Raw genomic sequence first — 23,388 nt, 5'->3', positions numbered from 1 at the left:
CAAATACCGGTTGTATCGGGCTGTCTAAGCACGATAACGCACTATTTTTGATCGCAGTCTAAAAGCAACAGAGCAGAAGGTTCACTCTCCTATGTCGTTCACACAGCAAATGGATAACAGCTAATGAAAACGCTTATCATCGGCCCATCTTGGGTAGGCGACATGTTAATGAGCCAATCTCTGTACCAGCATCTAAAACAGAAGAACCCAGATATTGAGATCGACGTGTTAGCGCCAAATTGGTGTCGACCTGTTTTAGCGCGTATGCCCGAGGTCAATAAAGCGATTGAGATGCCGGTAGGACATGGCAGCCTGCAATGGGGTCTACGCAAACAGATTGGTCAGGAACTCGCTAAAAACGGTTATGAGCAAGCTCTCGTGCTTCCTAACTCACTAAAATCTGCGTTAATCCCATGGTTTGCCAAAATTCCAAAAAGAACTGGCTGGCGTGGTGAGATGCGTTATGGCTTGCTGACCGACCTTAGACCACTGGATAAAGAAGCCTATCCATTGATGGTTCAGCGCTACCTTGGCCTAGCAGAAGCACCAGAGACACCCGCCATGCCGATGGAACAGATCCCTTATCCGCAACTGACAGTGGATAGCGCCGAGTATGAAGCTGCTTTAGCTCAGTTCAAACTAAACCCTGATAAAGCGATCGCGTTTTGCCCAGGTGCCGAGTTTGGTCCAGCTAAACGCTGGCCCGATTATCACTATGCAGCACTAGCGAAGCTATTAATTGCTGATGGCTACCAGATCTGGCTATTTGGCTCCGAAAAAGACAAGCCGGTATGTCAACAAATTCAAGACCAGCTTACGATTGAAGAACAACAGCGCTGCAGCAACTTAGCCGGAGTTACCACGCTTCCTCAAGCTATCGACCTGATCGCGCATTGCCAAGCGGCGGTGAGTAATGATTCTGGATTGATGCATATTGCGGCAGCCGTCAATGTGCCGCTTGTTGCACTCTACGGTCCTACCAGCCCTGGATTTACACCACCGCTATCCGATAAAGCAGAGATCATTAGGCTGATCGAAGGCTACCAAAAAATTAGAAAAGGTGATGCCGACCAGGGCTATCATCAGAGTATGATCGATATCACACCTGAGCTTGCTTATAAGGCAACCATCAACGGATTAAACCGATGAAGAAAGTTCTTGTTGTTAAAACTTCATCCATGGGCGATATCATCCATACTTTGCCTGCGCTCACAGACGCGGCTCGCGCAATCCCGGGTGTACAGTTTGATTGGGTTGTAGAAGAAAATTTTACCGAAGTACCTTCTTGGCACCCTTCGGTCAATCAGGTTATCCCGGTTGCCATTCGTCGCTGGCGCAAGAGTATCTGGAGCACACTAAAAAGCGGTGAGTGGTCCGAATACAAACAGCGACTGCAAACAGAACAGTACGACGCTGTTATTGATGCCCAAGGCTTACTCAAGAGTGCTGTATTAGTAACGCGCTTGGCAAACGGGCCTTCATTTGGTTTGGGAAAAGATTCAGCCAAAGAGCCTTTAGCCGCACGTTTTTACGACACCTCTATTTCGGTTCCGAAACAGCAACATGCCGTTGAGAGGGTTCGCCAATTATTTGCCCAAGCGCTTGGATACGATCTCCCAGAAGAACGTGGTGATTTTAATATTCGTCAGCACTTCTTAAAGCAAACTCACCGTGAAGCGCCTTATCTAGTCTTTCAACACAGCACGACTCGCTTTGATAAGCATTGGCCTGAAACCTACTGGCAAGCGTTGATCAAACTCACAGGGGATGCGGGCTGGAAGATCAAACTACCTTGGGGTTCAGAACCAGAACAACAACGCGCACAACGACTAGCTGAAGCACATAAAAATGCAGAGGTGTTACCACGGCTGCCATTAGCTGAAATCGCTACCATTCTAACGGGTGCAAGCGCTTGTGTATCAGTTGATACCGGCCTGTCCCATCTCGCGGCGGCATTGAATACACCTAACTTTATTCTATTTGGTCCAACTGATCCTGGATTAGTTGGTGGCTATGGTAAAGACCAAACCTGCCTACAAGCCAGTGAATGCCCTAGAAATCAAAACGATGTTGAACCTGCTATTTTTGCGCCACTTACGCCTGAAATTGTTTGGGGTACATTATCCAGCCAAATCACTTTAGCTAGTTAATAAGTCGATAAATGGGCATCAGAGTATTTGCCTATCAGACAAATAGTTCTAGGATAAAATGAAAGGTTTTTAGCTAAGCCTTAAGCGCTCTAATGTACAGGATCGAACATTAGCAAGCACAGCAACGACTGTAGGAACCTAATTTGTCGAATATTCGCTGTGTTCGGCTTTGTTGTATTAAGAAGGTTTACTTTGGCAACCGATCACTCTGAAAACGTCCATATCAATAAGCCCATCCGCGGCTTACTTGCGCTCGTAGTTTTACCGCTATTTTTGATCGCGATTGGCGGCATTGGGATCTATTTAAATCTAGCAAGCAAAAGTGAAACAGAAGCACGCAATCACAGCCAAAACATAACTCAGCTACTAGCAAGCCAAACTGACGCTTTTATCCGCAACAGAACCCACGCTGTTGCATTGATGGCTGGCGAGCAACAAATCATCCAATACCTCCTTGAGCCACACCAAAACTACTCAAGAATAAATAACAAATTAAAGCGCTACTGCCGCACACTCCAAGCATCTATCTGCTACATCATGAATAATAATGGGGTTACCCAAGCAGACAACCGCGAACCAGACAACACCCTAGTTGGGAAAAACTATGCCTTCCGCCCCTACTTTCAACAGGCAATCCAAGGGATTCCAACCGTCCACCTAGCCCTAGGGGTCACGACAAAAAAACGCGGCCTCTATTTCAGCCACCCTATAGTTTCTGAAGCCGAGACACCGATTGGGGTCGCCATCATCAAGTTTCTGCCGGATCAGATTGAAGAACGGTTCCATCGCCTACCGGGTAACGCATCTTTAATTGACCCTAACGGCGTTGTCTTTGCTTCCAACAATGAAACTTGGCTCTACAAAACACTTTTTCCTCTTTCTTCGGTACAACAAAAACAAGTCGCTGCTTCTCGTCAATTTGGTGACACCATACCTGAGCACCTAGGATTCAGTCGAAAGATAGACAGTTCGATCATAGAAAAAGATGAACAACTTTTTATCTATGAAAATGCACCATTAGAAGAGTTACCAGGTTGGCAGATATCCTTTCTTTTAGAACCTGAGCAATTCCAAACCTCAGAACAGATTACTCAACACCAGATCGCTTTGTCGTTGATCGGAGCGATGTTCTTTCTCACCTTAGTTGCAATCAAACTCCTCTATCGCCAGCTTAGGCAAAGCTTAGGCTCGACCCAACGCTATCAGCATGAGTTAGAACAAAGTGAACAACGTTTACAACGCTTTGAAGAGGTCACCTCCGAAGCAATCTTCATCCATAATTCGCAAGGCATAGTCGACCTTAATAGAAGAGCAGAAGAACTATTTGGCTATAGCTACCAAGACTTTATTAAACTTGACCCTCAAACCTTATTTACACCGGAAAGTTTGCCAACAGCACTTGAACATGCACGAAACACATCTGAGCAACCTTACCAAGCCGTTATTATTACCAAACAACAAGAAGAGATTCCTGTAGTCATCACTGGTCGAAGGGTGCTATGGCATGGTGAGAAAGCAAGGGTAGCCTCATTCCGCGATATCAGAAAGCGAGTTGAAACACAGAAAAAATTGTCTGCTAGTGAAGACCGTTTCCGCCAACTCTCAGACCTTGTCGCCGAAGGCTTGCTGATCTATAGCAATCACAAAATCATCGATGTAAATCAAGCTCTGTGCCGAATTTTTGCTACCGATAGAGAAACCCTCATTGCCTCTTCCTTGGGTCATCTTTTCAATAAAGAGATATCCGAAGAGATCTTAGAGCTAGAGCAGACAGATAAGTCCTCTTTTGAAATCACACTGCAACGTGGAGACGGCTCTACCTTCCCTGCAGAGATTTCCTCTGCCAGCATGCTATTTGATGATGACCTGTTTAATATTGTCTCTATACGCGATATTAGCCGACAAAAAGAGCAAGAGGAGCATATTCTCTATCAAGCGCAATATGACCTACTCACCAACATCCCCAACCGTGTATTAGCACGTGATCGCGCCGAACAAGCAATCAAAAAAATGCGTCGAGAAGGCCGGAAACTGGCCTTAATGTTTATCGATTTGGACGACTTTAAAAAGGTAAATGACAGCTTAGGCCATGATATTGGCGATCAGCTACTGCAACAGGCTGTCGAGCGCCTACAAAGCTGCTTAGCCGAAAACCACACATTGGCTCGCCATGGCGGAGATGAATTCTTAATTATTCTCGAAGATCTCGAGAAACCAGAACAAGCGGAACTTACTGCTGAACTCATTTTAGAAAAGTTCTCGCAGCCCTTCGTAATCCAAAGTAAACAACTCATTGTTACAGCCAGTATAGGTATCGCCATTTTCCCAGACGATGCCGTCGACTTTAGAGCATTATTACGTGCAGCTGACATCGGTATGTACAAAGCTAAAAAAGATGGCCGTAACCGCTTCCACTATTACACTCAAGAGATGAATGATGTCGCGGTTCGACAATTAGAACTCGATAACTGTTTACGTTCAGCCATCGCCAACGATGAGCTCAGTTTGGCATTTCAACCGCTGATATGTGGATTAAACAACGACCCTAAAATTGTCGGTGCAGAAGCTCTTTTACGGTGGCACTCGCCTAAACTAGGCGAAGTATCCCCAGCCGAATTTGTACCATTAACCGAACAAACAGGCCTCATCATTCCAATCGGACGCTGGGTATTAAAACAAGCCTGCAAACAAGCGCAACGCTGGATTGAACAGGGTCATGCTGGCTTCACTATATCTGTTAACGTTTCGCCGAGGCAGTTTAAGGGCAATGACTTTATAAAAGATCTGAACCAAGCACTTGAATACAGTGGCCTCAGCCCTGAAAACTTGAAGCTTGAAGTAACAGAGGGGCTAATTATTGAGGCATCCTCCAAACTTGATAACACCCTACAAGCAATTTCAGACATGGGCATCCAGATCTCAATGGATGATTTTGGTACCGGCTATTCCTCTCTAAACTATCTACAACGCTTCCCGTTCGACAACCTGAAAATTGATCGGTCATTTATCCGAGAACTCGCGACTAATCCAGATTCACAGATCTTAGTCTCTGCAACTATAGCTATGGCCCACCAGCTTGGCCTAAGCGTGACGGCAGAAGGGATAGAGACAGAAGAACAGAAAGAGTATTTACATGAGCTACGTTGCGATTACCTACAAGGCTATTTGCTTGGAAAACCCGTTACAGCGCATATGTTTAGTGAAGCAATAGAGCGAGGAATACAAAAAAATCCAGATGGAGATAATGCTTAAAGAATGCCTAGAAAGGTGAGAAAGTGGTGCCGGCACCAAGAGTCGAACTCGGGACCTACTGATTACAAGTCAGTTGCTCTACCAACTGAGCTATACCGGCACATCTCAGAAGAGGACGCGAATAATAGGCAGTTATTCGACACGAATCAAGACTATTTTTAAAATTATTTCAAAAGCGATTAATTAACATACAAATCAGGTGTGGAAAGAGGTCTTTCCCTCTAATCCAAATTATCTAGCCACTCCTTTCCTTGCTTCTCTGTCTTAAAGAACTCAAATTTTATCTCGTGTTGAAAACAAATCGCTTTGAGCATTCTGAGATCATCTTCATTCGAGTGCGCGAGGTCGATATAGGCGATTTGAAGATGAGTCCAGTCATTATTCACAAACTGATCAACTACATCATACGCTTCCATCACAGGAATAGACCCACATATATGAGATAGATAAAGCACCTTGGTTTGACCTATAGATTCAGCTGTCTCTGCAATCGCTGCCCAAACAGCCAAAGCATCTCTAACTGCATGTTCAGGCTGACGATTTCCAAAGACCTCAACCCGGATAAAAAACGGGGAATGTTCAATCTCATACTGATAGGTCATTTCGCTATAAATCGATCAAGTTATTAACCACCTAATTATAGACAAAGATATTCAGTGCTAAGGACGTAAAGCGTTTTTGTTCTATTCATTTACAATCAAACACATAAAGAACCATATTCGATAAGAGGGGTTACCTTTGAGACTCTTAGCTTGCTTAATGATCCTTAGCGCTTCAGGTATCGTCCTAGCAGATTCAACCAGCTGTGCTGATAAGTTTGAACTCTACGCAAAAGCCCAAACTACCTGGCAATATGACAGTGCCAAACGCGCCATCCAGCTTCTGCCTGAATATGCTGAGCGAATAAACCACTATAGAGACACGCAACTGCTTTCGATTGAACGTCGTGTTCTTGCGGTGAAATTAGCGTTAAAACATACCCCAGACAAAGTACAAACTTGGGGCAGCATCAACAACTGGATAGACCTCTCCCCAGAACTAGAAGCAGAACTCGCTCAATACGATCCAAACCTCAGCACGCTGTCGCAAATGCATAAAAAGATGACAACGCAACCAGAGATAGAAGTCGATAACAATTTTCATCGCACGTTCCAAACAGCAGCATTAAGCGATGATGCCTTTCGACAGCTAATGGATAATTTCAATCTCCGCTCACGCGATATCAACAGTATGAGCTGCGAGAAATAGAACCTCTTAGGGGGCGACTCTGTCCCCTACCCTTTTCTATCTCCTAAATCTGAAAACAGTCACTACTTTAGAGCCATTTTTCACCTTAATGGTTGCCCCTTCCGTATCTCAGTGCCACTCTTTCCTACAACATTTAGTGGAGAACAGATATGCGCGCGTACCAAGTAGATTCCGCCGAAGGCATTCAAGCGATTAAGCAAGTCGAAATAGAAACGCCTAAACCCAAGGGCAAAGAGATTCTGGTTAAGATGAAGGCCTGCTCTCTCAACTATAGAGATACGTTAATTACTTTAGGTGGCTATGTACGGAATGATGTACGCCCAATCATCCCTCTGTCTGACGGCGCTGGCGAAGTGGTTAGTGTGGGTGACGAGGTTACTCAATTTAAGGCAGGCGACAGAGTCATTGGTAACTTTTTCCAACACTGGGTAGATGGCGAGATCGATGATCAAGGTCTTAATTCGGCTCTGGGTGGCGCAATAGATGGAGTGCTAGCGGACTACTTTATTCTGCAAGAAGATTGCACGGTAAAAATCCCTGAACATCTATCTTACAGTGAAGCATCAACCCTCCCCTGCGCAGCAACAACTGCTTGGCACGCCTTAGTTAACGTCGGCAATATTAAAATGGGTGACACCATTCTTCTATTGGGTACGGGAGGGGTTTCTATTTTTGGCTTACAGCTAGCGAAAGCTAAAGGTGCCAAAGTGATTATCACCTCATCTAGCGATGAGAAATTAGAACGTGCGAAAAAACTCGGTGCCGACCACACGATCAACTATAAGACCTCGCCAGATTGGGAAGAAGAAGTGCTTAAACTTACCAACGGTCAAGGCGTTGATAACGTATTAGAAGTAGGGGGCGCCGGCACCTTCGAGAAGTCCGTTGCTTCTACAAAAGTTAACGGTACTGTGTCCGTAATTGGCATTCTAAGCGGCTTAGAAAACCCGACTATCAGCTTAATGACGATTTTTAACCTTTTGAGAATACAAGGTATCTATGTAGGTAGTACCGAAATGCTTACACAGCTCACGGAATTTATGGCTGAGCAAAATATGAACCCTATCATTGATAAAACATTTTCATTCAACGATGCCCAAGATGCTTATGAATACATGGCAGCCGCTAAACATTTTGGCAAAGTGGTTATAGAAGCCTAACCCCCCAAAAATTGATATGAATGAAACTGTAGTACTTATAGCTTCATTCATTAAGCCATACAACAGAATCAAAAATATAAGTGTTCTAACACTTCATGATGCAGCTTCTTTTTCAAAGCACGACTTCTGGCTTTTTCTAGCAATATCCAGGAATACTCAAAGCAACTATCTGTAACTAAAAGGTTAATTCCCTACATAAGTAAAGCCTATATAATGAGTAACCATTCCAAATTGTGACTAAGATCAGATCACACGTTATAGAAGTCAGCTATTCTTAAGGGACTTAGTAGTAGCACAACCTTAAAAGTTGGTGTTTAGAGTGATTTTTAAGTCCCTATTCAAAAAAAAAGAAGCAAACCCACCTCAAGTTCCAGAGACAAAACGTAGAGCTCCGCAAGCAACTGCAGAGGAGATCTCTCAGCTTTTTATAAGCACGCTTTTAGAGCAAGATGTGCAAAATGAACATAATAGTATTGGCAATACAAACGAGTTAGATGACAAGCTCGTCGCTAAAGTAATAGCCGAACTTACTAATTTCAATCCCGATACTATTCCTAAGATCGCCAATGCTTCTCTAGAATTGATGGAAGCGTTAATTGATGAGAACGTCTGCTCCTCTAAAATTGTTGCAACCGTCAAAGAAGATCCTGTATTACTTGGAAAGTTACTCCATCTAGCAAATTCTGCCTTTTATCGCTGTAGTAAAACAGAGATTGAAAGCATTGATGATGCTGTAATCATGATGGGTAATGATGAAATAAGAAAGCTCGTAATCAGCACGTTGATGGTCGACAACCTGAAAATCAATTCTGTCTATTTCCGCTTTTTTGGCGCTAACATATGGCAACACTCCCATGATGTGGCAACAATGGCTGCTTTATACGCATCCTCTAAAGGAATGAATGAATTTCAGGCTTACCTCAATGGGTTACTTCATGATGTTGGCAAATTAGTCATCTTTAAACTCCTCATTGATGTTCTTGAAACAGAAGCACCTGGCACATACCCGTCCAAATCCTTCTTCAGTGACATCATGAATCGCTACAGTCACAAATTTACCTTAATGGCATTGAAAGAATGGGCACTAAATCCTGATTGGATCAGACCCATTCTTACATATCAGAGCAAGGTTAAATTGGAGAGTATGGACCTAAACAGTCAAGCTCTTTACATAGGTAATTATTGTTCCGAACTCACTCGTCTACGCCAGTCAAAGCTAATCGACGATGAAGAGCTCTCTAGGCAGTTGTATAGCAAAGGGATCGAATTAGAAATTTATAAAGAACTTATAAATAAACTCTGACAGAAGTCACATCTATATTAACAGATCACACGAAGCCCATAGCTCAGGCCCCTAGCTTAATAGAGACATCGTCTCAAAAACATTAAGAATAATCACAACAATATGAGCAAGTTAAAACCTTACAAATCACATTGACATATAAGAGACAAAAAGTATTATTCATACCGCATCACAACAAAGAAACTGCATCGCATGGACAAGGACGACGATTCATTCTATCCACACTGCAGAACTCTTTTAGAGCATTAAAACGGCCATCCGTTACCGCCAAGATATCTAGATACAATTCTACAACTTCATATTACTACGAAATTTTCGGCAGTATATGGAATCATAGAGAAGTGGGATTTGCTCTTACGGGGAAGCCAGATCGAACAACCTCTCCGCCAAGTACACAAAGGGTATAATACCTATGAAAAATTTCGGACTTATCTTTTTTGTGCTTTCATTATCGCTTAACGCATACGCAACAAAAAATTACAGCACCCTACACCAAAAGATTGAACTCAGATTCCAAAGTGAACTTGAGCCTATCGCTTTAGATGCCGCATGGATTAATGCAACAACTTTTAAGATTGGGACCACGCAACAATCTGAAAACCACGAAAAGTTTGCCGCTTATGTCTGTAAGTCTATCCATAACTACGGTCTCTACCATCCAAAATTAACCGTTCGCATTATTAACTTTCCAAGGTTAATGGCTACAGGACACCAAGCAATTTTAGCTGAAAAAAACTGCAGTATGCCTAAAGCACCCTAGATCACTTATTGAACGACAGAGGAAGAATCGAGAGCCTGGTCAAGAATCGAAAAATCCCAAAACTGCTCTAGTGTTTGCTTTTCAGGTTGTTTAATCGTTCCCGCAAAACCATAAAATGCTATATCGGCCGCGAAGGCTGATGCTCGGCCTCCATCATTAGGGAAAGCTCCCTCAGCAACCATTTCCTGTACATATTGAAGTATTTTAATATCTGCTACTTTCGGCAGTAATCCATAATTATTACGCTGATCCAGAATAAATACAGGCTCAAGATTCATTCTGCTCCAGACAAATAGAAGTTCTTCTACTAAAATTCCGAGCTCTTTTTGGTTAGCACTAATAAAGGCCTCATTCGCGAACAACGCTTCATCTGTAGCATCAATTTTCTCGATTGGGAGTACTTTAAAAGGGGATTTAGGCCGATAAATTAGCTGATTTTTACGCTCTGTATCCACAACGGTCGCATGAATTCTTCCATTTACCATGGCATTTGCGCGCACACCAGAGCCAGGTAGGTAGACCATTTTTCCGTATGTAATACCGTGTTTTTTGGCCATCATATTAACTAAGGCTTCAGTACCTGAACCTTTGCCATGGGAGTACATATCTACGCCGTCCAACTCATCCCAACTCGTGTAGTAACGCGTATCCACAACAGGATGGAAGCGGAGCATATTTAACTGGTAAAACATACGAATGGCCGCACCGGTTTCCTGCACTTTCTGGTAAGGAGTCCCCATGCCAATATCCGCTTGTTTATTCAAGATAGTTCTCATTGCCATACCTTCTGACAGCATATAGCTCACCTTGATATTCAAGCCTCTCTCTTTAGCCCGTTCAATAGCAATGAGGGTAGGCAGCATATCCACACCCGGCAAGTCATCCAAAGCCACGCGGATCGGATTCGTATTAGCATTGACGCTTGATATACTAATCGCACAAAAAAGAAGTAAGCTTTTTAAGAATCTCTGCATGTTATCCCCCACCATTTCGCAAACTATTGATAAGCATATTACATTAGAAGTAGATACATAAACGTCTAAAAACGGTATTCTTGGTCCCAATACATCACTTGGTCATGTGGTGCTATAAAGAGGTTGGATCATGAGCACTTCGCTCAAACGCAAGTTTTTACTCCCTATCCTAGCGGGAGCTGCGCTGTTAATTCTGAGTGCTGCGATTATTACGCAACTGGGCTTATTACCCGAACTCCGTTCACAACTGCATAAACGCGCAGAGCTCATGCTAACAACCATACGAGCAGCCTCGAAGATTAATCCTGGCTATCAAGATTTACGCTTTGCATTAGAAGAGATCACTCTAAAAACCTCCGGAGTTTATGGCATCACCCTCGCCACGCTGGACCCCACTATTATCTGGGCTTCGAGTACCCATCCAGATGCAGATTTAGATCAACACACTGCAGACATGCTTGAGTTACTTGATAGCAGTGCAGAACAGCATATTTTCGGTGATTTTATTCACCGTAATGGAGATGTAATCGTTATTGCGCCATTAAAACGCTTAACGGACACCCCTCCTCAGCCAAAGTCTTTTGAGCAATTAATATTACCTAAAGACGTGAATATTTCGTCAGCCTTTTCTCTTGAACCTGATAGCTACGAAGGCATCCTCTATTTACGTTTTAATTGGGCGGAAGCCGAGGCGTTAGCGAACAATGCTCTACTCAATCATATGTTCGCAATCTCCGCGGCTATTCTTTTGATGCTGGCATTAGCAACAACCACTCTCTACAAAGTTATTCTTCGTCCACTAAGTTTGATCAGTAAGACTATTCACGCTCAAAAATCAGGCGCCCTTGATTCACGTACACAAAAGCTACCTGATGATGAAATAGGTCTTCTGGGCAGTTCAATCAACGAGATGTTGGATGATCTTCACAATAGGGATCGCCTCTTAAAGAGCGTAGTGAATCACCTACCCGTAGGACTTAGTCTAAAAGGTATTGATGGAAGAAAGATCATTCAGAATGACGCCTATAGAACTTCTTACCTATCACCCTATGTAGATGGAAAAATTCGTGAAGATCTGCTCAATAAACGAGTTGATCTACAACATCGGGTTATTTCGGAAGCCATCCCAGTTTCTCATGAAGAGCTACTCAATTTAAACAATCGTGAACGTCATTTTGAAACCACAATTTTCCCAATTTTTAATACTCACGATGAGATTGAATGGCTAGGCACCCTTTGCTTTGAAATAACAGAGAAGAAAGAACGAGAACAACAACTAACCCAGTTATACAAAGCGGTTGAAGCCGTTAAGAGTGGCATCGTAATTTGTAAATATGACGCACCTAATTATCCAATCATTTACATAAACCCTGCGGTCACGAAATTGACCGGATATTCTGCAGCAGAACTCATTGGTAAGAGCCCCAACATCTTTAGTCAATCTGCAGAGAATAGCAGTGCCTTAGAAGAAATAAGGAAAGCGATTGTTGACCAAGAAACATGCTCCGTAGTCCTGCGCAACAAGCGTAAGGATGGCAGTTACTTCTGGAACGAATTTACACTGTCGATCATAACGACAACCGATGGCGAAGCAACTCACCTTGTCGGGGTTCAAAATGATGTCTCTGAGCGTATAGAAGCGGCGAACAAAATAGAGCATATGGCATTCTTTGATCCTCTCACAGACCTTCCTAACCGCATACTATTCAACGACCGCTTAAGTCAAATAATTGCCGAAGCTCAAAGAGAGCACACCCATGCAGCAGTTATGTATATCGATCTGGACGGTTTCAAAGCGGCCAACGATAGCTTTGGACACAATACTGGCGATCAACTTTTAAAAGATGCCAGCAGTCGGATGAAGCTCTGTATTCGAGAGCAAGATTCTATCGCTCGCATGGGCGGCGATGAGTTTACGATCCTTATACCGGGCTTAAACCCTGAACAAGTCATCGTTAATCTACCTAAAGTCGTTGATAGAATCCTCAAACAACTTAACACCCCCTTTGATATTTTTAACAACCAGGTCCATATCTCAGGCAGCATAGGAATAAGCATCTACCCGAAAGACGGCCGCACGCCCGAAGAGCTCCTTATTAACGCTGATCATGCGATGTACCATGCGAAAGAAAGTGGTAAAAACTCATTCCGTTTTTTCCAACTAGAGATGAATCAGGCTATTGAGCAACAACAGAAAATTGAATTTTCACTGCGAGAGGCGGTTCGCGATAAAGCCTTTAACCTACACTATCAACCACAAGTAAGCTGTCACAGTCATAATCTATCGATCGAAGCGCTCATTCGTTGTAACCATCCAGCGATCAAACATCTATCCCCTGCGACTTTCATACCTGTCGCAGAACAGACCGGTTTGATTGATGAGATTGGTACTTGGGTGATTGAACAAGCCTGCTCTGATATGGCGGAATTCCAAAGAGATGGTTCAAAGATCAACAAAATTGCGATCAACATTTCACCTCAGCAGTTTAGAAGACAAAATATTGCACAGATTATTCACAAGAATATAAAACGCTTTAATCTGCCTACAGATAGCCTTGAAGTAGAGATTACCGAAAATGTGATCATTGACGATTATCAAGCAGCGCTTTCCATATTGAATGAGTTGCGATTACTCGGAGTCACAATCGCTATCGATGATTTTGGAACGGGATACTCATCACTGACTTATCTAAAACAGCTCCCAATCGACACACTCAAAATTGATAAGCAATTTATTGAAGGTCTTCCTCATGATGAAGAAGGGGGCCATATCGTTAAGGCTATTTCAGGTTTAGCTCACGGTATGAACATGCAACTGCTCGCAGAAGGAGTTGAAACCGAAGAACAAGTAGCCTTCGTTAAGGATGAACTAAATTGCGATCAGATTCAGGGGTATTATTTTTCTAAACCCCTAAGTAAGCAGGATTTAATAGCATCTGAGTTTTATTAAGGAAGCCGTTGTCTAAATGCTATGTTCGACCACCTTCAACCTAAGCCACCCCGTAGTAAAAACAAAATAATAGCGTGCCGCAGCGCTTGTTAATTAACCTTTAATTTCTAGCACCTTTGACCCACACTTTAGGTAAGCCTCTTTCACGAGACGGTAAACCATGTCTGATAACGACAATAGAATCACAGTTTTCTATGACGGCTCATGCCCTCGTTGCGTTCAAGATCGTAAAAACTACGAAAGCCAAGATCCTAATGCTGCAGAGGCGGTTGAATGGTTTGATATCACCGACCAAGAGCAAGCATTGATAGCTCTAGGCATAGACCCACAGAAAGCCTTAACCGAACTGCATATTCGAGATGCAGATGGAAAAATCCACTCGGAGTTGGATGCCTATCGAATACTGATGCAAAGAGTACCCAGTTATCGACTCTTAGGCTGGTTCATAAGCCTCCCACTGATCAGGCCTTTAAGCAGCAAGTTATACCATTGGTTGGTGATACGTCGTTTAAGGAAAGCTGGGCGCTTGTAAAGATCCGACAAACCAGTTCTATTTACCCCCTTCCTTTTAGCATCAAATTGCTGCCCTATACTGTTTAACATGCCCCTTAAACATACTCGGTTTGATGTTATGTAACTCACCCTTGTTAAACGATGTGTAAATTATGAATGATGCCCAACCTAATCCAGAGAGTTTGGACACCCAATCCATTCTCGACACAGCGTTAGATTTAGCGCAACAGCAGGGGAGCTGGTACGACCTCAGTTTGGTCGATATCGCGGTGCATTGTGACACCTCAATCAGTGAGATTTATAAACACTTCGCCGATACCAATGCGATTGCCGATTTCTGGTTTTCGCAGGCTCTAGAAACCATGCTATCAGCAGATAGAGATGAGATTCTTGGCTTACCTTTTACTTCACGTTTGGATCATATTATTTGGCGCTGGTTTGAAGCACTCGCTCCCTATCACGCGGTAACCACTCAGATGCTTAAAGCAAAGTTACATCCACCGCATATGCACCACTGGGGCCCCATGATTTTTGATCTCTCACGCTTAGTTCAACTATGGCTTGATATAGCGGAGTTAAATGCTGGAGGGCGGCGCCGCCAAATTCAAGAAATCACACTTACAGGGATTTTTTTGGTGACGTTAAGCGCTTGGTGTCGAGATCAGAGTCCGCAACAAGCTCAAGCACATAGCAAACTATTAAGGATGCTGGAAAAAGCGGAGAGATCCGGGCAATTCTAATGATTAGACGAGATAAGGTTTGATCAAGGAGGCAATATCTACCTGCGCGCGCAAACGTGCACAGAGTAGATAAGTACCCGCGAATTTCCTATGCAAAAACAGTACATCTGTCGGCGGTAGATGCATATAGCGCTGACGAACACGTAGAGAGATAGCCTGATTTGCCACCCGCTTAGATAGATCTGAACAGCCAAAATCAAACCATCCCTCTTGCCGTAGAGGTTCAGCAACCATACGAATCATCTCGCATAACCCTTGCCGATAAACCGGATCCTCATCTGCCCGGAGATAACCCAACGCCAATGCATAAGTTTCGATAGCAGGAAGGTCATCATCCCGTGCAGCCGTCATCAATTGCCGGAGCTGTTCAGTAAACTCAGCAGGATAACGCCTCGTCGCACCAAAATCCAACAACCCTATACACTCCTTTTCGGCTTGGTATCGATAATTCGCGAAATTGGCATCGGTCTGAACCAATTGCCATTCGAAGACTTCTTTTAACATCAGAGACAACATGCGGGTAGCGATCCGATTACGTAACTGACTCGATTCACCAGCCAGTGACTCTATAGGCACACCCGGCACAAACGACATTGAGAGTACTTCAGCACTGCTGCGTGAACTATCCACTGTAGGCAAATCGAAGTTGGGATCACTTCCGAGACAACTTCTATATTCTGCGATGCTGGCTGCTTCGGCTTTATAGTCAGCCTCTTGATGCAACTGCCGTTTCGCCTCATCTAAGAGTAGAGAAAGGTCATACCCTTTTGGCACCAAGCGTAACAGTTTGAACAAAGTAGAGACATTATTTACATCACTATCGATACTGACGCGCACCCCGGGATACTGAATTTTTATCGCTAAATGCTGACCTTGCTTAGTTTTAGCCTCGTGAACCTGCCCTATAGAAGCCGCCGCAATTGGCGTAAAAGAAAAGTGTTCGAACTGTTCCTCCCAACCGACGCCCCAAGCATTCTTCAACACATCAGCCACTTGCCCTTGTGGCATGGTATAAGCGCTCTCACGTAGAGTCGCTAGAACATCGGTAAGCTCAGGTGGAAGATAATCCCCCGCCTCCATGGATAATAACTGGCCAACTTTCATGGCGGCGCCGCGCATTTCCGATAACTTATCTGTCAGTTGCCTAGCATTTTCAGGTGTTAGCAGCAGATCTATTGCTTTGACTCTCTTACCTCCTAGCAGTTGACTTGCACCTTCAGAGATCATCTCACCAGCGATTCCACCAGCAAGGCGGCCCAACTTGAGTAAACGGCCTGCACGGCTTGATGGAACCGGTTTATCTCTAACCACAGTGACTTTCCTCTAGGTTCTTGCCAGTAAAGTTGTCTTACGGGCTCTGGTTTCAGTATAGGAAAGCTAAAACTCCGTAAACCAAACACGCTCACAACTGGTAATTGCCTAGCCTTAAACTAGAGTTAGTAACACTACATAGTTATTACAACGTTAGGGCGCAGTTATGGTTAGCGTTAGCAGTTACTACTATGGAAATATTTTTGACACGGACGCAAACAACATTCTCAAAGAACTATCACCCATCATAGAACCTAATATTCCTTCATATATTGAAAAGTTCTATACAGTCCTGCTCTCAGATCAGGCATCTGCCCAATTTTTAGATAATCACCTCGTAGAGATTCGACTAAAAAAGCAACTCGGGCAATGGCTTAAAAAAACTTTAGCCCCCAAACGTGAAGATCAAGTACAAGATTCTTTAAGATCCCACTTAAAAGTAGGTGAGGTTCACTCTAGAGTTGAAATACCTATGCCTCTGGTCGATGCAGGTATGACCATTATTAAAGAAGGCATCATTCATACCGTTTTAAGCAGTAACTTGGCAGTACCGCAAACTATTGATTCCGTCATTCTGGTCAACAAAATTCTAGATGCTGCTATGAGCCTCATTAATGAGTCTTATCTCAGAGGAAAAGTTGCGCACGAACGGACCTCACAAGAATTTATTACGGCATCATCGGCGCAAGAGCTCGCCTTAGAGATAGAGCGGATCAAAAGCAGCATTTATCAGTGGATGACTTCCAATCTGATCGCTTTCCCAAAAGAAAGTGAATCCTTTTCTGAATCAATTAAGCAAAAGGATTTCGGCTTGTGGATAAAACACAAACTTCCCCTGATCGTTTCAAGCTCTAAAAGACTGGAAAAAATTAACGTAGCATTAGACTCCTCTGACCAACACCGAGAGAACTTACACGCCCAAGGCAGTAACGCCAGTTCAGAGGATCTAAATGCACTAAAACAGATCCTGCAAGAACTGATTTGGCACTTGACCGAAGAAGCCAACTGCAATTTAGCCAAAGAGTCTAAACAAGATGCGTTAACAACCTTATTAGAACGCCGCTTTCTTGACCCTATTTTGCAACAAGAAACTCAAATGGCGATTAACGGCGGACCACCCTACTCAATAATGATGATCGACTTGGATCACTTTAAACGCGTCAATGATCTATATGGACATCAAGCGGGTGATGCCGTTCTGAGGCAATGCTGCAGACTAATTAAGGAAAATATTAGATTAACTGATTATGCTTTTCGATATGGCGGCGAAGAGATGTTAATTGTAGCTCCTGAAATGGACATACAAGAAACCATGAAGCTGGCTGAAAGGATGCGAAAAACCATCCACGATACCTCCATAACAATTGCAGAATCAAGGACCATTAATGTTACCGCTTCCTTTGGTATAGCAAGCTTTTCGGGCCACCCTGATTATCAAAACCTCATTAACGAAGCTGACTCCAACCTATATGCCGCTAAACAGGCAGGTAGAAACTGCGTCAGAGGTTAGAAATACTAATCACAAGGGAAAGCACGTTGCAGGCCCCACAATAAAACATACTCAAGATCGGTTTCTTTCCAGAAAGGGCTATTTCTGGAGCCATCCATCATACGGTATTGCAGTTCCTTCTCGAAAATAGAGACAGCATGCTCTGGGCCTAAATCCACTTTTTCTGGCTGACAATACAGAGGGGCTTGGCTCAAGCCTTCAAGGTTAACATTCGCAGCCGTATAAGCATTCAAGGAGGCAGCTAAGTAGATATCGGTTTTATCACTCTGTCTGTAGTTGTCAGCTTTCTGCCAATCGGCTTTAGCTTGAAACGATGTAATCAGCGCAAGTCCCACAAGCAGCGTGGATATCTGTTTCATGCTCATATTTTTTATTGTCCCTTTTATTGTTAAACCTATCCTTCACCTGAAAAAGGTATCAGTTCACAAAGAAAGTAGCGAGCTTAACGTTTTGAAAGCAAAGTGCTATTTCGAATCTAGATACCAATAAACAACTGAATCTATAGATGAAGAAACAGTTATCCCGCTCACTTTTGATTTAAACTAATCTTAATGATCTGATCTCTAAAAACATAACGTACGGATTTTAATTATTCATCACCAGTCAATAGCGTATTCAATGAGGCCATTTCGATGACAGCGTTAGACTTATATAAACATCCTATTCTTGGAGTAGTTTTTGCTCTTATAGCAGGGCTGCCTTTATCACTCTCCGCCTCAGCAGCAACCCAACTAAATACAAAGGTCATAGCTCAAGACATTAACTATCCTTGGGGCATGACATGGATAAGTGATCATGAGTTGCTAATCACAGAAAAAGAGGTTGGTGGTTGGATTATCGATACAAACACGGGGAAAAAACAAAAAGTGACCGGCTGGCCTAAAGATATTAACCCTGATGGTCAGGGGGGGCTGTTAGACGTACTCCGTGACCCTCTATTTGCAAGCAATCGAAAGCTCTATGTCAGTTTCAGCCACCAAGACAGGTCAAAGGGATCGACTACACGCGTAGCCTCTGCAGAACTTAGCCCGAACCTCGAACTAGTCAATTGGACAGTATTATTCACCGCCCTCCCTTACAGCGGCAAAGTCCACCACTATGGTTCACGCCTTGCGCTAGCAGGTGACAATCTATTTATCAGCGTGGGGGATAGAGGACAGCGCCACCGCTCTCAAGACCTGACCGATCACGCAGGGAAAATCCATCGCATCAAAACAGATGGCAGCATCCCCAAAGACAACCCATTCATAGGCATAACCACTAAATCAGGCCAGACCATTCCTGAAAGTATTTACAGCTATGGCCATAGAAACCCACAGGGAATGTTCATCGATTCGAAAAGCAATATATGGATTCATGAACACGGCCCTAGGGGTGGTGACGAACTCAACTTAGTCCTTAAAGGGAAAAACTACGGCTGGCCGATCATTACTTACGGCAAGGAGTACTGGGGTCCATCAATTGGTGAAGGCACGCATAAACAAGGGATGCAGCAGCCAGAATATTATTACGTTCCCTCAATCGCTCCCTCAGGTTTGATCCGTTATAAAGCAGACCTATTCAACGAGTGGCAAGGCGATTTTCTAATCGGCGCTTTAAAAGGCAGCCATCTTAATCGACTTACCGAGGCTTCTAGTTCTTCAGGAACGAATCAAAAATACGAAGAACATCGTTATTTGGAAGATTTAGATGTTCGCATCAGGGACATCGAAGTTGATAAAGAAGGGGCTATTTATCTTTTGACTGATGACGGGAATGGAAGGCTGATTAAAGTAACACCTTGAGATGTTCAAACCACCGGCCAATCGGTATAGAGCAAGTTCACAAGGCACTGTGGCTCACCCCATTTAGAAACATGCATAATAACGGTCAATAATGAACCAATGGATATGAATCGCCCTCAATATTATTGCTCTTGGTTAATAGTCACGAGCTACCTGAAATTTTAAGGGTAACTTTCATTGATGCTGGCAGTAGTGGATTAAAGATTAAATAATCCGTAAACCTAGCAACCTTTCTAATAACAGTAAATATAACCCTAAGCGGAAGACAATCCGGTAAAACATGCCGCAATGGCACTAAAGCAGCTTGATCGATAACCGGCTCTGCAAAACCTTCACTGCTGACTCTAATCTCCTTAAAATTGTTATTAAAAATCTCAGCTATATCATCGTGAGAGAATGTATGCACGTCGATTTGGTCATGCTCCCAATGAAACAGTCTCTCCCTTGAAAAAGAGTTTCTAAGCCTATTTATCAATACCAGCGGAAACTTAACCATATTCGTTACAGCTGCACCAAAGTAACTAGGCTCTCCTATGATGATAAACGGAGCCTCAGGTTTAAGAACCCGGCGAACTTCAAGCATAAAAGCTACCGGATCAGGCAAATGGTGTAGAAATGCACACCCTACAGTTAAATCTAAACTATTCGTCTCAAAGGGGAGCTTCTGCATATCTGAGACGATAGTGTCTACTTCAACACCGTGTTTCAATGCTGTATTTTCCAGCACTTGGAGACTCTTACTGCTAATATCTACCGCCGTTACTTTTTCAAAACGCCCGTCCAAAGCTAGTTTTATAGATATATTTCCAGTGCCAGCCCCTAAATCAACAACCCTCCCTTTAGCAGGCAAAGGCCTTCCCAAGACTGACTCTAGCTCTATAATTGTATTTTGAACCTCTAATATTGAATGGTTTACCCCCATGCGTTCATCATAATTATTGGCTTCGACCTCATCATGAAATCGGCGATTTAAATCTAGTATTTTGAGCTTATCGACATCAGTTTTCATTTTAAAAACCTCTATTGACTGTTAAACAATCAAACAGCAATAAACGCACCAAACAAAAAACAAATAACTATCAGATAGTTATACAAAAGCACGAATAACATTTCGCATTTTGCGAAAAAAAATGCATCGCATTTATGCACTTCACCATCATAATTCGGAAAAGTTTAATCTGTAAAAAAGGCGAGCCTTTCCGATTCAATTTTGTTACAAACTAAGATCAATTCCTCTAAATACTGACCACAGAAAAACACACCGTAAACGCTACCAGCGCACATCTTCATCTCAGACGATATAGCCAACAAAAACAAAGAGATAGAGCGAAAATATAGATAAAATTTTAATAAATCTTTTCTATTAATATTTTCTAAAGTAGATAAAATCGAGGCATGATTAAATCCTATTAATATTTAACTTTTTTTTATTTTGGTTCGCTTATTGCAGCTTGAATATTCAATAGAGATTTTGAAATGAGAACTAATGAGGAACAATCATGCCTTCCTTCAATAGATTAAATACTCCAAAAGCAATTCTAGCTTCGCTGCTGCTTTCATCTTCTCCCATGTACTTACACGCAGCTCCTTCTGCAACAGGTACGGATCAATTGATTGTTAAATTTGACGACCAATTTGCAAATGGTCGGTTTGAAGCAGATCGCCTCTCTCAAGCAGCTGGCGTCCCTATGAGCTTTCTCCGCGAAACAGCAAATGGCCGGCTAATTTTTCAACTTGATGAACTAAAATCACCTAACCAAGCCGAAGGTCTAGCAAAGGCATTATCTAAAATTGAAGGTATTTCCCATGCGGAACCAGACATCCACATGGTTCCTTTCGCACTTCCAAACGATCCCCTGCTTCAAGATTACCAATGGCATTACTTTGGCCCGAACTCCAGCCCAAGTGAACCAGGCGGATTAAATGCAACACAAGCATGGGAAAACCTTAATAGCAGCGACCAAAAAGCGGTTGTAGCCATTCTTGACACTGGAAGCACTGATCACTCAGATTTAAACGCTAATACCATTCCTGGTTATGACATGATCAGTTCCGTCGACATAGCCAATGATGGTAATGGCCGTGATTCTGATCCGAGTGATCCTGGAGATAATACCGATCCAGCACAGAGCAGCAGCTGGCATGGCACTCACGTAGCTGGCACTGTCGGTGCTGTAACGAACAATGGTAATGGTTTGGCCGGTGTCGGATATGACCGCGTTCAACTCATGCATGTGCGCGTGCTTGGTGTCGGTGGGGGAACTTACTCAGATATTTCAGATGCCATCTACTGGGCAACCGACAACGGCGCAAATGTAATCAACATGAGTTTAGGTGGAAATAGCAGCTGTGATCCCAACTCATCAATGCAAGCAGCTATTAATTATGCAGTCTCGAACAACGTCAGCGTTATTGTCTCTGCCGGTAACAGTAACACCAACACAGCGAATTTCACCCCTGCAAGCTGTTCAAATGCTATCAATGTTGCAGCGGTTAACCGAAGCGGAGGCAAGGCAAATTATTCCAATTATGGGGACCTTGTTGATATAGCTTCACCCGGTGGTGAAGGAAGTACCAGTACTAGCACATATGTAATTTCGACGCATAATGACGGCGTAACAGGGCCAGGTAACGAACGATACGTGGGCATGGCCGGAACGAGTATGGCTGCACCACATATCTCTGGTTTAGCAGCCTTACTTTACTCTGAAAACACTGCAATCACTCCAATGGAGATTGAGCAACTCATAAAAGAAAATGCTCGTTCTTTCCCTGCTACATGTAACGGTTGCGGAACAGGTATCGCAGACGCATATTTAGCAATGCAAGCACTGTCTACTGAACCGCCTTCCGAACCAGAACCAACATTACAGGCTCCTGATGCACCATCACTATTTGATGCATCTGTGAATGGAAGTGAAGTTTCACTATCTTGGTTCGATGTCGATACTGAGGAGTGGTACGAGTTACAGGTTAGTAAAAAAGCTCGAGGCAAAAAATGGGGGGCATATGCTGATGTATTGAATGCTGATAGCCATATTGCTGCAGATACCACTAGCTTTATCCATAGCTTAGGGGATGGAACATACAAGTACCGATTAAGAGCATCTAACAGCGCTGGCTCCTCTGAATGGGTGTTGAGTGAGCAAATCAGCGTCGATTCTAGCAGCACAGATGATGGGTCAGGCTCAGGTAGCACAAAGTGTCATCCTAAACGAGGTTGTTAGTAGCCCAAGCAAAGAATCAAAGCAATTTAGTGGTTTCTGTTTACCCTCATGTAGACCACCTCCCTCGGAGACTGGTCTACTGAACGCTCTTCATGCGGCACTGTGGCCATAAGTGAGAATACCGGTACTTGCTCAACTCAGATGTTCTAGGGACACGTCGGTAGCTCGATTGAAGTTAATAGTAAAAAACATAAGAAAATAGAAAAGAATGGGATTATTCGCTAGCGCTCACCCTTCGGGCCGTCGCTTCGCTCGGCTCGAACCCATCGGGGGATTTATTCGCTAAAGCTCACCCTACGGGCCATCGTCGCAGGCTCCGATGTTATCTCGCGCTGCTCGATTCACCCTCCAGATCGGTACATTAAATCAGTCGAAGTGCGAGGAGATAGATTACTGCGATAGAAAAAGTGGCGCGCCTGGAGGGATTCGAACCCCCGACCAACAGGATCGGAAACCGGGCTAAGAGCGCTCTCATAAGCCGTGTGTGAGACGATCTCTAGACACCA

Annotated in this window: 18 protein-coding genes and 1 tRNA gene; 13 read left to right on the top strand and 6 right to left on the bottom strand. The window is 43.5% G+C overall.

Translation table 11 applies throughout. From position 1 onward, the window contains the following. Nucleotides 1–123: 123 nt before the first annotated feature. The 3 genes from waaF (at nucleotide 124) to ACMXYS_RS01205 (ending at nucleotide 5,402) form a co-directional block, all read left to right on the top strand. Nucleotides 124–1,149, top strand: a complete 1,026-nt coding sequence (gene waaF, locus ACMXYS_RS01215) for a lipopolysaccharide heptosyltransferase II (protein WP_415897360.1) — start codon at nucleotides 124–126, stop codon at nucleotides 1,147–1,149. Further along, nucleotides 1,146–2,150, top strand: a complete 1,005-nt coding sequence (rfaC, locus tag ACMXYS_RS01210) for a lipopolysaccharide heptosyltransferase RfaC (RefSeq protein WP_415897359.1) — start codon at nucleotides 1,146–1,148, stop codon at nucleotides 2,148–2,150. The genes waaF and rfaC overlap by 4 nt, the downstream gene beginning before the upstream one ends. Before the next feature lie 192 nt (nucleotides 2,151–2,342). After that, nucleotides 2,343–5,402: an EAL domain-containing protein gene (locus ACMXYS_RS01205; protein ID WP_415897358.1), complete on the top strand. Its 3,060-nt coding sequence runs from the start codon at nucleotides 2,343–2,345 to the stop codon at nucleotides 5,400–5,402. Between the two features lie 24 nt (nucleotides 5,403–5,426). Here the strand turns inward: ACMXYS_RS01205 and ACMXYS_RS01200 are convergent. Together ACMXYS_RS01200 and ACMXYS_RS01195 are read right to left on the bottom strand one after the other, a co-directional pair. After that, nucleotides 5,427–5,502, bottom strand: a tRNA-Thr gene (locus tag ACMXYS_RS01200). 121 nt (nucleotides 5,503–5,623) lie between these two features. Continuing rightward, on the bottom strand, nucleotides 5,624–6,004 hold the full coding sequence (locus ACMXYS_RS01195) for a hypothetical protein (protein ID WP_415883169.1): 381 nt from the start codon (nucleotides 6,002–6,004) through the stop codon (nucleotides 5,624–5,626). A 136-nt stretch (nucleotides 6,005–6,140) separates the two neighbouring features. Between ACMXYS_RS01195 and ACMXYS_RS01190 the strand changes: the two genes are divergently transcribed. The 4 genes from ACMXYS_RS01190 (at nucleotide 6,141) to ACMXYS_RS01175 (ending at nucleotide 9,873) form a co-directional block, all read left to right on the top strand. Beyond that, complete coding sequence (locus tag ACMXYS_RS01190; RefSeq protein WP_415897357.1) at nucleotides 6,141–6,650, top strand: hypothetical protein; 510 nt, start codon at nucleotides 6,141–6,143, stop codon at nucleotides 6,648–6,650. Between the two features lie 149 nt (nucleotides 6,651–6,799). Further along, a complete protein-coding gene (locus ACMXYS_RS01185) occupies nucleotides 6,800–7,810 on the top strand; it encodes a zinc-dependent alcohol dehydrogenase family protein (protein ID WP_415883167.1) in 1,011 nt (336 codons plus the stop codon). Nucleotides 7,811–8,129: 319 nt separating this feature from the next. Continuing rightward, on the top strand, nucleotides 8,130–9,113 hold the full coding sequence (locus ACMXYS_RS01180; RefSeq protein WP_415897356.1) for an HDOD domain-containing protein: 984 nt from the start codon (nucleotides 8,130–8,132) through the stop codon (nucleotides 9,111–9,113). A gap of 412 nt (nucleotides 9,114–9,525) precedes the next feature. Continuing rightward, nucleotides 9,526–9,873: a hypothetical protein gene (locus tag ACMXYS_RS01175; RefSeq protein WP_415883165.1), complete on the top strand. Its 348-nt coding sequence runs from the start codon at nucleotides 9,526–9,528 to the stop codon at nucleotides 9,871–9,873. A gap of 5 nt (nucleotides 9,874–9,878) precedes the next feature. On the opposite strand, the gene ACMXYS_RS01170 is transcribed toward ACMXYS_RS01175, so the two are convergent. After that, entirely contained in the window at nucleotides 9,879–10,847 is a 969-nt protein-coding gene (locus ACMXYS_RS01170; RefSeq protein WP_415883164.1) for a hypothetical protein, read from the bottom strand. Between the two features lie 130 nt (nucleotides 10,848–10,977). Between ACMXYS_RS01170 and ACMXYS_RS01165 the strand changes: the two genes are divergently transcribed. From ACMXYS_RS01165 to ACMXYS_RS01155, 3 genes are all read left to right on the top strand, one after another. After that, nucleotides 10,978–13,797, top strand: coding sequence for an EAL domain-containing protein (locus tag ACMXYS_RS01165; RefSeq protein ID WP_415883163.1), 2,820 nt, complete (start codon nucleotides 10,978–10,980; stop codon nucleotides 13,795–13,797). A gap of 160 nt (nucleotides 13,798–13,957) precedes the next feature. After that, on the top strand, nucleotides 13,958–14,329 hold the full coding sequence (locus ACMXYS_RS01160) for a thiol-disulfide oxidoreductase DCC family protein (RefSeq protein ID WP_415883162.1): 372 nt from the start codon (nucleotides 13,958–13,960) through the stop codon (nucleotides 14,327–14,329). 133 nt (nucleotides 14,330–14,462) lie between these two features. Then, nucleotides 14,463–15,050 carry a TetR/AcrR family transcriptional regulator gene (locus ACMXYS_RS01155; protein ID WP_415883161.1) on the top strand — a complete coding sequence of 196 codons (588 nt, stop codon included), beginning with the start codon at nucleotides 14,463–14,465 and terminating at the stop codon, nucleotides 15,048–15,050. 3 nt (nucleotides 15,051–15,053) lie between these two features. Here the strand turns inward: ACMXYS_RS01155 and ACMXYS_RS01150 are convergent, their stop codons facing one another. Next, nucleotides 15,054–16,361 (bottom strand): ABC1 kinase family protein, encoded by a 1,308-nt coding sequence (locus tag ACMXYS_RS01150; RefSeq protein ID WP_415883160.1) that lies wholly within the window; start codon nucleotides 16,359–16,361, stop codon nucleotides 15,054–15,056. Between the two features lie 166 nt (nucleotides 16,362–16,527). On the opposite strand from ACMXYS_RS01150, the gene ACMXYS_RS01145 reads away from it, so the two are divergent. Next, on the top strand, nucleotides 16,528–17,871 hold the full coding sequence (locus ACMXYS_RS01145) for a GGDEF domain-containing protein (RefSeq protein ID WP_415883159.1): 1,344 nt from the start codon (nucleotides 16,528–16,530) through the stop codon (nucleotides 17,869–17,871). Between the two features lie 5 nt (nucleotides 17,872–17,876). Here the strand turns inward: ACMXYS_RS01145 and ACMXYS_RS01140 are convergent, their stop codons facing one another. Next, nucleotides 17,877–18,236 carry a hypothetical protein gene (locus ACMXYS_RS01140; protein WP_415883158.1) on the bottom strand — a complete coding sequence of 120 codons (360 nt, stop codon included), beginning with the start codon at nucleotides 18,234–18,236 and terminating at the stop codon, nucleotides 17,877–17,879. Between the two features lie 267 nt (nucleotides 18,237–18,503). Between ACMXYS_RS01140 and ACMXYS_RS01135 the strand changes: the two genes are divergently transcribed. Then, the gene (locus ACMXYS_RS01135; RefSeq protein WP_415883157.1) at nucleotides 18,504–19,655 is read left to right on the top strand and encodes a PQQ-dependent sugar dehydrogenase; all 1,152 of its coding nucleotides are present in this window, start codon (nucleotides 18,504–18,506) and stop codon (nucleotides 19,653–19,655) included. 142 nt (nucleotides 19,656–19,797) lie between these two features. Here the strand turns inward: ACMXYS_RS01135 and ACMXYS_RS01130 are convergent, their stop codons facing one another. After that, on the bottom strand, nucleotides 19,798–20,664 hold the full coding sequence (locus ACMXYS_RS01130) for a class I SAM-dependent methyltransferase (RefSeq protein ID WP_415897355.1): 867 nt from the start codon (nucleotides 20,662–20,664) through the stop codon (nucleotides 19,798–19,800). A 490-nt stretch (nucleotides 20,665–21,154) separates the two neighbouring features. On the opposite strand from ACMXYS_RS01130, the gene ACMXYS_RS01125 reads away from it, so the two are divergent. After that, complete coding sequence (locus ACMXYS_RS01125) at nucleotides 21,155–22,882, top strand: S8 family serine peptidase (protein WP_415883155.1); 1,728 nt, start codon at nucleotides 21,155–21,157, stop codon at nucleotides 22,880–22,882. Nucleotides 22,883–23,388 lie beyond the last annotated feature (506 nt).

The sequence above is a fragment of the Neptuniibacter sp. QD57_21 genome, from assembly GCF_047778075.1.
In the GTDB taxonomy this organism is placed as follows: Bacteria; Pseudomonadota; Gammaproteobacteria; order Pseudomonadales; family Balneatricaceae; genus Neptuniibacter.
The sequence above is the reverse complement of the archived record's forward strand: the minus strand, read 5'-3'. Positions and strand labels throughout refer to the sequence as shown.